Below are 11,336 nucleotides of genomic sequence, written 5' to 3'. Positions count from 1 at the left end.
ACACATGGCATTTCGCAATATTCTAGATGGGGCCGCGAGCTTTGGCGCGGCCTTTGTCACGTCTGCTATATGCGGCTTGCCCGCGTGGTTTACGGTCGCGGCCGTCCGGTCCGAGATTGCGCCGGTTTGGGCCTATGCCGCAGCCGCTGGTTTGGCCGTGATCGGCGTGATCCTGACTGTGGCCTTCATCCGCAAAGGCTCGGCCGGTGTTGCCCCGACAAGGCAAAGACGGCGTTGATATGAAGGTGATTGGCCGTGGGGGAAATTCACAACATTTGATGAGAAACCCTATGCATGTCGCTAGACTTGACATCGTTCACCTACCAGCCGCCACAAGTGATCCCCGCGTGGTAAAACGACACGACCGTGAAACCTATGGTGAGAGTGATTGCGCTTTCGGTTGCGATTGGCTGCGTGTGGGGGCAGCGCAATGACCCATCATCTTGCGGAATTCAATTTCGGCACCCTGCGCTACCCATGGGGTGACCCGCGCATCGTAGGGTTTGAGGATGCTGTGGATCAGGTCAATGCCATCGGGGCACGCAGCCCCGGTTTTGTCTGGCGTATGCCGGATGATGAGATGGAATTCGCGCAGGAAGACCCCGCCGGGTCACTTTATGATCGTCCCAACACTGCATCCACCCTGTCAGTCTGGGAAGACGCAGGCGCGCTTTACCGCTTTGTCACCAAAACCCTGCATGCCCGCATTATGAAAGGCGCACCGGACTGGTTTGTGCCGGGCGATAGCGGGCATCTTGTTTGCTGGCGGGTGCCGCAAGGCCATCGGCCGGATGTAGCCGAAGGCTTGGCCAGGTGGCATGTCTTGCAAAGGCAAGGTGAGAGTGAAAATATATTCGGTGCCAATATGTTACGGCGCTTGGCCACGCAAAATGCGGCGTAAACATACCTATATCAATACGCTGATATTGAATATCTACGCCGAAATCGCGATCTCTTACGCGACAAAGGCGGCATCCAAGCCGTCACGCAGGAGATATCAGATGAAGAAACTGGCCCTAACTGCCGTATTGACCTTCGCAACCGTGATTTCCGCCGGTCACCTTTCGGCGCAAACCGCTTTGAAAGATGTGGCCAAGGTCCGCGATGGGATTATTTTCGTAGGCATGGCTTATGAAATCTCTGAGCGGTGCGACAGTATCAACGCGCGCCTGTTCCGTGGTCTGAACTACCTGCAATCCTTGCGCAGTCATGCCCGCGATCTGGGATATTCCGAGGCCGAGATTGATGCCTATATCAATGATGATGCAGAGAAAGACCGGCTCGAAGGGATCGCCCGTAGGCAGTTGGCGGACCTTGGCGTTATACGCGGCGATGAGGCCACATATTGCAGCGTTGGCCGCGCCCAAATGGATGCAAATACCCGTGTGGGCTGGCTGTTGCGCTAAGCCGCTGTCAAAGACACGAAAATTGATCGTTTTTTTGTCGATCTGACTGGCATCGCGGTGTCTCACGCGTTAGAACGCGGGGCAACGCGTGTGGTCCCTGCGGTCCATAGCGCGATAGGGAACACATAGGACACGCCATGTCTGATCTGCGCAAAGTCGTCATTGATGGAAAAGAGGTCGAAGTTGACGGGGCCATGACCCTGATACAGGCCTGTGAAGAGGCCGGTATCGAAATCCCGCGTTTCTGCTATCATGAACGGCTTTCAATCGCGGGCAACTGCCGGATGTGTCTGGTTGAGGTTGTGGGCGGCCCTCCCAAGCCTGCGGCGTCCTGTGCCATGCAGGTGCGCGATTTGCGCCCCGGTCCGGAAGGCCAGCCGCCTGTTGTGAAAACCAATTCGCCGATGGTCAAAAAGGCCCGCGAAGGCGTGATGGAATTTCTGCTGATCAATCACCCGCTGGATTGCCCGATCTGCGATCAGGGCGGCGAGTGTGATTTGCAGGATCAGGCGATGGCCTACGGTGTTGATTTCAGCCGCTTCCGTGAACCCAAACGCGCGACCGAGGATCTGGATCTTGGCCCGCTTGTTGAAACCCATATGACCCGCTGCATTTCCTGCACCCGCTGCGTGCGCTTCACGACTGAGGTCGCGGGCATTCACCAGATGGGCCAGACAGGCCGCGGTGAGGATGCGGAGATTACGTCGTACTTAGGCGAAACGCTCGATTCGAATATGCAGGGCAATATCATTGATCTTTGCCCGGTTGGTGCGCTGGTCTCAAAGCCTTATGCTTTTACCGCCCGTCCATGGGAACTGACCAAGACGGAATCGATTGATGTGATGGACGCCCTCGGCTCTAACATCCGGGTCGATACCAAAGGCCGCGAAGTCATGCGCTTTCTGCCACGCAACCATGACGGCGTGAACGAAGAATGGATTTCCGACAAGACGCGTTTTGTCTGGGACGGGCTGCGCAAGCAGCGCCTTGATACACCCTACATCCGCGAAAATGGCAAGCTGCGCAAAGCAAGCTGGCCCGAGGCGCTGTCGGCCGCGGCCGCCGCGATGAAGGGCAAAAAAGTTGCTGGCCTCGTCGGTGATCTGGCCCCCGTCGAAGCGGCATTCGCGTTGAAACAACTTATCGAAGGGCAGGGCGGTAACGTCGAATGTCGTACCGATGGCGCGAAGTTACCCGTGGGTAACAGATCGGGCTATGTTGGGACGGCGACCATCGAAGATATTGATGACGCCAAGATGATCCAACTGATTGGCACGAACCCCCGATTAGAAGCGCCGGTCCTGAACGCGCGTCTGCGCCGCGCTTGGTCAAATGGTGCAAATATCGGGATGATTGGCGAACAGGTTGATCTGACATTTGATGTTGTTCCTGTCGGGACGGATCGTCAGGCCCTGGTTGATACGGCTGCGAAAGACATGGGTGCCGTGAAAGACATGGACAGCCTTGTTGTGATTGGCATGGGCGCGCTGCGTGAAGCAGATGGTGAAGCTGTGTTGAGCCAGGCAATGGCGCTTGCCGACAAAACAAAATCCAAGTTCTTGGTGCTGCACACTGCCGCTGGTCGTGTTGGTGCGATGGATGTGGGTGCTGTGACCGAGGGCGGTCTTGATGCGACACTTGCGGGTGCCGAGGTGATCTATAACCTTGGCGCGGATGAAGTTGATATCGATCCCGGTGCTTTCGTGATCTATCAAGGCAGCCACGGTGATCGTGGTGCACATCGCGCGGATATCATTCTGCCGTCGGCAGCCTATACCGAAGAAAACGGCCTGTTCGTCAATACCGAAGGCCGCCCGCAATTGGCGCTACGCGCCAGTTTCCCGCCGGGTGAGGCCAAGGAAAACTGGGCGATCCTGCGGGCGCTCTCGGCCGAACTTGATGCGACACTGCCCTTCGATAGCATGGCGCAACTGCGTCAGGCGTTGGTTGCGGCACACCCACATCTGGGCGACATCGACGAAGTGGCGGAAAATGAATGGCAGCCGCTGACGGTCAAAAAGCCCGGCAAGGCCGATTTCCGCAACGCCATCACCGATTTCTACCTCACGAACCCGATTGCACGCGCCTCCAGCCTGATGGCAGAGCTGAGCGCGAATGCAAAGGCACGTAAATCCGCGCCCATGGCAGCGGAATAAGGACGACGACAATGGTTGAATTCTTTACCAATACCAACCTTGGCATCGTCATGGTGATCTTGTTTCAGTGCCTACTGGTTCTGATCCCCCTTTTGGTGGCACTTGCGTTTCTGATGTATGCCGACCGCAAGGTCTGGGCTGCTGTGCAGATGCGCAAAGGGCCAAACGTCGTGGGTGCATTTGGTCTGCTGCAATCCTTTGCCGACTTTTTGAAGTATATTGTTAAAGAGATCGTTGTGCCTGCGGGCGCAGATAAGTTCGTCTTTTTCCTCGCTCCGATGATTGCCTTTGTTTTGGCTGTGATTTCATGGTCAGTGATCCCCTTCAACGAGGGCTGGGTGCTGGCCGACATTAACGTGGCCATCCTTTATATCTTCGCGATTGGGTCGCTCGAGGTTTACGGCGTGATCATGGGCGGCTGGGCTTCAAACTCCAAATACCCATTCCTTGGCTCATTGCGGTCTGCGGCGCAGATGATCTCTTACGAGGTGTCCATCGGCCTGATCATCATCGGCGTCATCATCTCCGCCGGTTCCATGAACTTTGGCGCCATTGTTGCCGCACAAGACGGTAATGCGGGCCTGTTCAACTGGTTCTGGGTTGCGCATTTTCCGATGCTATTCCTGTTCTTTATCAGCGCCTTGGCGGAAACGAACCGCCCACCGTTTGATCTGCCAGAAGCAGAATCAGAACTGGTCGCGGGCTATCAGGTGGAATACTCCTCCACCCCGTTCCTCTTGTTCATGATCGGCGAATTGATGGCGGTTGTGCTGATGTGCGCACTGATCTCGCTGCTCTTCTTCGGCGGCTGGCTGTCACCCATTCCGGGGCTGCCAGACGGCATCCTGTGGATGGTGCTGAAGATGGGGCTGGTCTTCTTCATGTTCTCAATGGTGAAGGCCATCACACCACGCTACCGCTATGACCAGTTGATGCGGATCGGCTGGAAAGTGTTCCTGCCGATGTCGCTGGCTTGGGTGGTGATCGTGTCTTTCCTGGCAAAATACGAAGTACTCGGCGGCTTTTGGGCGCGCTGGGCAGTGGGGGCGTGATGCAAGTAGCTGATCGTCATCCAAAACTTTGGATTGCCTACCTGCTGGCTCTTCTGTCTGGGCAAACTGGTCTTTATCATCTCTATTTGGGACGTGCCGGCTCGGCGGTCATCATGACTGGTGCGATCATCTTTGTTATTGCGATATCCCTTGCCGCTCCTTCGCAGCTCACCGGATTGATAGTGATCGTGGTGTTTATTGCCCTAACGGTAATCTGGATATTTGACCTCGTAAGAATGAAGGGTTTTGTGACCTCAGCCCATCATGCGAAGCTTCAAAAGGGGAGCATCTAAGATGACCCAAATCGACTACACCCGCGCTGCGAAATACTTCCTGTTGCAGGATTTCTGGAAGGGCTTCAGCCTTGGCATGAAGTACTTTTTCTCGCCCAAGGCCACGCTGAACTATCCACATGAGAAGGGGCCGCTGTCCCCTCGTTTCCGGGGTGAGCACGCCTTGCGTCGCTATCCCAACGGCGAAGAACGCTGTATTGCCTGTAAGCTGTGCGAAGCCGTTTGCCCGGCGCAGGCCATCACAATTGACGCCGAACCGCGCGATGACGGCAGCCGCCGCACAACCCGCTATGACATCGACATGACCAAATGCATCTACTGCGGTTTCTGCCAAGAGGCCTGCCCGGTCGATGCAATCGTCGAAGGCCCAAATTTTGAGTTCAGCACCGAAACGCGCGAAGAGCTGTATTACGACAAGGAAAAGCTGCTCGAAAACGGCGACCGTTGGGAATCAGAGATCGCGCGCAACCTTGAACTGGATGCGCCTTACCGATGAGCCTTGATCAACCCACATATGAGCGTGGCAAAGCCTTGTCTGAACAGGTGAACCCTGGCATGGAGGACGCATTGGCCGCCCGCTATGACGCGCTGGTTCCGGGCCTGTCTCGTATGGTGGTTGAGGTGCCTTATGGCACTTTTTACGCCCGTGGTGTGGTTGACGAAAAAACGCGGCTTTTGGCTACCGTGGCGGCTTTGACCGCCCAGGGTGGGCAGACGAAACCGCAGTTGAAAGTCAATATTGCAAGCGCGCGCGCCGTTGGTGCAAGCCGTGAAGAGATTTGCGAAATCATCTATCAAATGACGCTCTATGGTGGTTTTCCGGCAATGATCAACGGGCTGAATGCCGCTATCGAGGTCTTCGAGGCGGAGGAGGGCGCATGACCGATCAGAACCCCTTTGAAGCCATGATGAAGATGTCCCAAGACTGGGCCAAATCGATGAATGTCGATATGGATGCCTTCACGCCCAAAGGGTTTGAGAACCTCTGGCCGACCATGCCTGCCGAGACGATGGAGATGTTCTTTGGCAAGGGCGTTAACCCCGAAGGTTTGGACGCGAAAACCCGCCTGATGCTGACGCTGGCCGGGCTGACCGTGCTGGGTGCGCAGGCTGAGGCGCAGATCAGGCTGACGGTCCGCCATTTGGTGGAAGCAGGGGCCAGCAAACAGGAAATCGCCGAAGTCATCGCACAGATGGGCATGTTCGCTGGCGTGCCGGCCATGACCAAAGCCATGGAACTGGCCACAGACGTATTGGATAAGGACGACAACGCATGAGTGTTTTCGCGTTCACATTTTACCTATTCGCGGTGACGACAGTGGCCGGGGGGCTGATGACCGTCATCGCCCGCAACCCGGTGCATTCGGTGCTGTGGCTGATCCTCGCCTTCCTGTCTTCTGCCGGTTTGTTCGTGACCTTGGGGGCAGAGTTCGTCGCGATGCTCTTGATCATTGTCTACGTCGGTGCCGTCGCCGTACTTTTCCTTTTCGTTGTGATGATGCTGGACGTTGATTTCGCAGAATTGAAAGCGGAGATGACGAAATACCTGCCGCTTGCCCTGCTGATCGGCGTGGTGATCATGATGCAACTGGCATTGGCCTTTGGCGTCTGGGGGTACTCTGACGGGGTCGAAGGGCGGATCGCCGCACCAACCGGTGATCTGGATAACACCCGCGCGCTGGGGCTGCTGATCTATGACAAATACATCCTGCTGTTCCAACTCTCTGGCCTGATCCTGCTGGTCGCGATGATCGGGGCGATTGTCCTGACACTGCGCCACCGTGTGGATATCAAACGCCAGAACGTATTGGCGCAGATGTACCGTGACCCTGCCAAGGCGATGGAATTGAAAGACGTCAAACCTGGGCAGGGGCTCTGATGCAAGATTTTTCGCGAAAAATCTTAGTGTCAAAAGAATTTTATCTAAAATTCTTTGCTGTGGGGTTGGCGATGGCAATGGCCACGCAAGCCAACGCCCTGACACTGGCCGATTGCAAACGCACGACCCACCCCAGCCATGGCGGTGAAATCCGCCATATGGACTTGGGCGAGGGCCGTGTGATGTGGATGGACTGGTGGTCGCAGGAAGGCACCGCCAAGGGTTTTTCCCTTGTGGAATGCGCGAGTGGCGAGACGCTGCGTTTTCGCAGTGCTGAGGAAAATATGGGCCGCCGCAGTGCGTTTGACCGCACCGATGACGCGATCGAGGTTTTGGACCGCCATCAGGCCGGTTCCCGCATTTTTGCGACGTTTGAACGGATCGCGAATGATCTGGAGTTCATCGCCCGCGATATCGCGATCACGACAGAAACAGTTGAGACATGCGCCTGCGCTGCGGCTTACCCCGCGCTGCGTGGCGAGAAGACAGAATTTATGCTCGCGGGTTAGACCGCGCTGCAACAGACAAGAAGATCGGGGCGCAGTGCCTCGGAGGGACGAATGAATGATCGGACTTGAACATTATCTCACGGTGGCTGCGGCCCTGTTTGTCATCGGGATCTTCGGATTATTCCTGAACCGCAAGAACGTGATTATCCTGCTGATGAGCATCGAATTGATGCTGCTGGCGGTGAATATCAACCTTGTGGCGTTCTCTAGCTTTCTCGGCGATCTGGTGGGGCAGGTCTTTACCCTCTTTGTCCTCACCGTTGCCGCCGCCGAGGCCGCTATTGGCCTTGCGATCCTTGTATGTTTCTTCCGCAATCGCGGGACCATCGACGTTGAAGACGTCAACGTGATGAAGGGCTGATCGAAAATGGAAACCATTATCCTCTTTGCCCCGCTGGTGGGTGCCATCCTGTGCGGGTTCGGTTGGAAACTGATCGGTGAGACCGCTGCGCAGTGGACCGCGACGAGCCTTCTGTTTCTTGCCGCGATCCTGTCTTGGGTTGTTTTCCTGACGTTTGATCCGTCGGCCCATCCCAACGGCACCTATACCGTCAATATCCTACGCTGGATCGAGAGCGGCACGTTGAGCACTGACTGGGCCATTCGCATGGACCGTCTGACCGCGATCATGCTGATTGTGATCAACACCGTGTCGGCCCTCGTGCACCTATATTCCTTTGGCTACATGGCCCATGACGAGAACTTTAAAGAGGGCGAAAGCTATCGCCCCCGCTTCTTTGCCTATCTGTCGTTCTTTACCTTTGCGATGTTGATGCTGGTGACAGCCGATAACCTTGTGCAGATGTTCTTTGGCTGGGAAGGCGTGGGCGTGGCGTCGTACCTGCTGATCGGTTTTTACTACCGTAAACCATCTGCTGGGGCCGCCGCGATCAAAGCCTTTGTCGTGAACCGCGTGGGTGACTTTGGCTTCGCGTTGGGTATCTTTGCCCTTTATATGGTGACCGATAGCATTCGCTTTGAAGATATCTTTGCCGCAATCCCTGATCTGCAAGATCATACGATGACCTTTGCATGGCGCGAATGGAATACGTTGAACCTGATTGCCTTCCTGCTGTTTATCGGCGCGATGGGGAAATCTGCGCAGCTGTTCCTGCACACATGGTTGCCCGACGCGATGGAAGGCCCGACCCCGGTGTCGGCCCTGATCCACGCCGCGACCATGGTGACCGCTGGTGTCTTTCTTGTTTGCCGCATGTCGCCGTTGATGGAATATGCGCCTGCCGCGACTAACTTTATCGTCTTCCTCGGTGCATCGACCGCGTTTTTCGCCGCTACAGTTGGTCTGGTCCAGAACGACATCAAGCGCGTCATTGCGTATTCTACCTGTTCGCAGCTGGGCTATATGTTTGTCGCCGCTGGCCTTGGTGTCTATTCGGTTGCGATGTTCCACCTGCTGACACACGCGTTCTTCAAGGCGATGTTATTCCTTGGGGCGGGTTCGGTCATTCACGCGATGCACCACGAACAAGACATGCGGAACTATGGTGGTTTACGCCACAAAATACCCAAGACGTTCTGGATGATGATGATCGGCACGCTGGCCATCACTGGCGTGGGTATTCCGTTGCTTTACGTGGGCTTCCCGATTGGTTTCGCGGGCTTTGTGTCCAAGGATGCTATTATCGAAAGCGCTTATGCAGGCACCGCTGGTGGCTATGCCTTCTGGATGCTGGTGATTGCCGCACTGATGACCAGTTTCTACAGCTGGCGTCTGATGTTCATGACCTTCTATGGCACCCCACGCGGGGATGCGCATACGCATGAGCACGCCCATGAAGCGCCGAACACGATGCTGTTCCCGCTTTATGTGCTGGCCATTGGTGCGATCTTTTCCGGTATGGTCTGGTATGGGTCTTTCTTTGGTTCCAACGACAAGGTCGGCAAGTTCTTTGGGACACCCTACGCAGAAGCGTCTGAACATGGTGATGAAGCAAGCCATGGGGATGATCATGCGGATGATCACGGCGAAGACCACGCCGCCGAAGCTGGCCACGGCAAGGCCCACTACAACCTTGTTGGCGCGCCGGGCGAGGGGGCTATTCACAACAGCCCTGACAACCACGTCCTGAATGATGCCCATGAGGTGCCTGTTTGGGTCAAACTGGCCCCGTTCTTTGCAATGTTGGCGGGTCTGGGTTTGGCCTATCAGATGTACATCCGTCGCCCTGACTGGCCGCGCAAACTGGCCGAGCAGCAAGCGCCGCTTTACCAGTTCCTGCTGAACAAATGGTACTTTGACGAGATCTATAACTTCATCTTCGTCCGCCCTGCCTTCGCCTTGGGCCGCATCCTGTGGAAGCAGGGCGATACCAAGACGATCGACGGTGGGATCAATGGCGTGGCTATGGGGATTGTACCGTTCTTGACGCGGCTCGCGGGCCGTGCGCAATCGGGGTATATCTTTAGCTATGTCTTCGCGATGGTTCTTGGCATCGCAATCCTGCTCACCTGGATGACGCTGTTCGGGGGGGCGAACTAATGGGCAATATCCTTTCACTCACAACGTTTCTGCCTTTGCTAGGCGCTGTCATTCTCGCACTTTTCCTGCGCGGCGATGATGAGGCGGCACAGCGCAATGCCAAATGGGTTGCGCTGGTCACCACAGTGGTCACTTTCATATGCTCGCTTTTCATTCTGGCGAACTTCAACCCCGCCGACACCGGATTCCAGATGGTGGAAGCGCGCGACTGGTTGTTGGGCTTGCAGTACAAGATGGGCGTCGATGGCATCTCGATCCTCTTTGTGATGCTAACCACGTTCCTGATGCCGTTGGTGATTGCGGCCTGTTGGGATGTGAACACGCGCGTCAAGGAATACATGATTGCCTTCCTGATCCTTGAGACATTGATGCTGGGCGTGTTCCTTGCCCTTGATCTGGTGCTGTTCTACCTGTTCTTTGAGGCAGGGCTGATCCCGATGTTCCTGATCATCGGCATCTGGGGCGGCAAGAACCGGATCTATGCGTCCTTCAAGTTCTTCCTCTATACCTTCCTCGGCTCTGTCCTGATGCTGGTGGCGATGGTCGCGATGTTTGCGGATGCGGGCACAACCGACATTCCAACGCTGATGACGCATACCTTCGGGACCGAAAACTTCAGCGTTCTGGGCGTGCAGATCGTGGGTGGCATGCAAACGCTGCTGTGGCTTGCGTTCTTTGCCAGCTTCGCCGTCAAAATGCCGATGTGGCCGGTGCACACTTGGCTGCCGGACGCACACGTACAGGCGCCAACAGCCGGGTCCGTGGTGCTGGCGGCGATCCTGTTGAAGATGGGCGGTTACGGTTTCTTGCGCTTTAGCCTACCGATGTTCCCTGTGGGTTCCGAGGTGATGGGACCGCTGGTGCTGACCCTGTCGGCCATCGCGATTGTCTACACATCGCTGGTGGCACTGGTGCAGGAAGACATGAAAAAGCTGATTGCTTATTCGTCCGTCGCCCACATGGGGTACGTGACGATGGGTATCTTTGCGGTGAACCAGCAGGGCATTGATGGTGCAATTTTCCAGATGATCAGCCACGGCTTTATCTCTGGCGCGCTCTTCCTCTGCGTCGGCGTGATCTACGACCGGATGCACACGCGCGAGATTGACGCCTATGGCGGTCTGGTGAACCGGATGCCTGCCTATGCGCTGATCTTCATGTTCTTCACGATGGCGAATGTAGGCCTGCCGGGGACATCGGGGTTTATTGGTGAATTTCTGGTCCTGATGGGTATTTTTCAGGTGAACACATGGATCGCGATCTTTGCGACATCCGGTGTGATCCTGTCCGCGGCTTACGCGCTGTGGCTGTATCGTCGCGTTGTGTTCGGCGACCTGATCAAGGAAAGCCTGAAAACGATTCAAGATATGGGCACGCGCGAGCGGGTGATTTTTGCGCCGCTGGTTGTGATGACCCTTCTGTTGGGCGTCTACCCCGCCCTTGTCCTCGACATTATCGGCCCAAGCGTGTCAGCGCTGGTCGGCAACTATGAAACTGCGCTTGCGACCTTTGAGGCCGCGACGCAGTTCGCTGCGAATTAA

The 11,336-nt window shown here is 56.1% G+C and carries 14 protein-coding genes; all 14 read left to right on the top strand.

Annotated elements, in window-relative coordinates; translation table 11 throughout:
- Positions 1 to 4: 4 nt before the first annotated feature.
- The 14 genes from BC777_RS05460 to BC777_RS05395 all read left to right on the top strand — a co-directional run bounded on the left by BC777_RS05460 (position 5) and on the right by BC777_RS05395 (position 11,336).
- The gene (locus BC777_RS05460; RefSeq protein WP_100367101.1) at positions 5 to 238 is read left to right on the top strand and encodes a hypothetical protein; all 234 of its coding nucleotides are present in this window, start codon (positions 5 to 7) and stop codon (positions 236 to 238) included.
- Between the two features lie 192 nt (positions 239 to 430).
- Entirely contained in the window at positions 431 to 901 is a 471-nt protein-coding gene (locus BC777_RS05455; RefSeq protein ID WP_100367100.1) for a DUF3291 domain-containing protein, read from the top strand.
- Positions 891 to 1,406 carry a DUF5333 domain-containing protein gene (locus BC777_RS05450; RefSeq protein ID WP_245834169.1) on the top strand — a complete coding sequence of 172 codons (516 nt, stop codon included), beginning with the start codon at positions 891 to 893 and terminating at the stop codon, positions 1,404 to 1,406. The genes BC777_RS05455 and BC777_RS05450 overlap by 11 nt, the downstream gene beginning before the upstream one ends.
- A 137-nt stretch (positions 1,407 to 1,543) precedes the next feature.
- Positions 1,544 to 3,562, top strand: a complete 2,019-nt coding sequence (gene nuoG, locus BC777_RS05445) for an NADH-quinone oxidoreductase subunit NuoG (RefSeq protein ID WP_100367099.1) — start codon at positions 1,544 to 1,546, stop codon at positions 3,560 to 3,562.
- Positions 3,563 to 3,573: 11 nt separating this feature from the next.
- Positions 3,574 to 4,614, top strand: coding sequence for an NADH-quinone oxidoreductase subunit NuoH (nuoH, locus tag BC777_RS05440; RefSeq protein ID WP_100367098.1), 1,041 nt, complete (start codon positions 3,574 to 3,576; stop codon positions 4,612 to 4,614).
- Positions 4,614 to 4,907, top strand: coding sequence for a hypothetical protein (locus tag BC777_RS05435; protein WP_100367097.1), 294 nt, complete (start codon positions 4,614 to 4,616; stop codon positions 4,905 to 4,907). The genes nuoH and BC777_RS05435 overlap by 1 nt, the downstream gene beginning before the upstream one ends.
- Before the next feature lies 1 nt (position 4,908).
- Positions 4,909 to 5,403, top strand: a complete 495-nt coding sequence (nuoI, locus tag BC777_RS05430; RefSeq protein ID WP_037294259.1) for an NADH-quinone oxidoreductase subunit NuoI — start codon at positions 4,909 to 4,911, stop codon at positions 5,401 to 5,403.
- A complete protein-coding gene (locus BC777_RS05425) occupies positions 5,400 to 5,789 on the top strand; it encodes a carboxymuconolactone decarboxylase family protein (protein ID WP_100367096.1) in 390 nt (129 codons plus the stop codon). Before nuoI ends, BC777_RS05425 begins: the two co-directional genes overlap by 4 nt.
- Positions 5,786 to 6,184: a carboxymuconolactone decarboxylase family protein gene (locus BC777_RS05420; RefSeq protein ID WP_100367095.1), complete on the top strand. Its 399-nt coding sequence runs from the start codon at positions 5,786 to 5,788 to the stop codon at positions 6,182 to 6,184. The genes BC777_RS05425 and BC777_RS05420 overlap by 4 nt, the downstream gene beginning before the upstream one ends.
- Positions 6,181 to 6,786 carry an NADH-quinone oxidoreductase subunit J gene (locus BC777_RS05415; protein ID WP_100367094.1) on the top strand — a complete coding sequence of 202 codons (606 nt, stop codon included), beginning with the start codon at positions 6,181 to 6,183 and terminating at the stop codon, positions 6,784 to 6,786. The genes BC777_RS05420 and BC777_RS05415 overlap by 4 nt, the downstream gene beginning before the upstream one ends.
- Positions 6,787 to 6,863: 77 nt before the next feature.
- Positions 6,864 to 7,295, top strand: coding sequence for a hypothetical protein (locus tag BC777_RS05410; RefSeq protein ID WP_245834167.1), 432 nt, complete (start codon positions 6,864 to 6,866; stop codon positions 7,293 to 7,295).
- 55 nt (positions 7,296 to 7,350) lie between these two features.
- On the top strand, positions 7,351 to 7,656 hold the full coding sequence (gene nuoK / locus BC777_RS05405) for an NADH-quinone oxidoreductase subunit NuoK (protein WP_100367093.1): 306 nt from the start codon (positions 7,351 to 7,353) through the stop codon (positions 7,654 to 7,656).
- A gap of 6 nt (positions 7,657 to 7,662) precedes the next feature.
- Positions 7,663 to 9,795, top strand: a complete 2,133-nt coding sequence (gene nuoL, locus BC777_RS05400; protein ID WP_100367092.1) for an NADH-quinone oxidoreductase subunit L — start codon at positions 7,663 to 7,665, stop codon at positions 9,793 to 9,795.
- On the top strand, positions 9,795 to 11,336 hold the full coding sequence (locus tag BC777_RS05395) for an NADH-quinone oxidoreductase subunit M (RefSeq protein ID WP_100367091.1): 1,542 nt from the start codon (positions 9,795 to 9,797) through the stop codon (positions 11,334 to 11,336). The genes nuoL and BC777_RS05395 overlap by 1 nt, the downstream gene beginning before the upstream one ends.

It is taken from the genome of Yoonia maricola (assembly GCF_002797915.1).
Classification (GTDB): Bacteria; Pseudomonadota; Alphaproteobacteria; order Rhodobacterales; family Rhodobacteraceae; genus Yoonia; species Yoonia maricola.
Note: the sequence above shows the minus strand (reverse complement) of the source record. Positions and strands in the feature narration are given on the sequence as shown.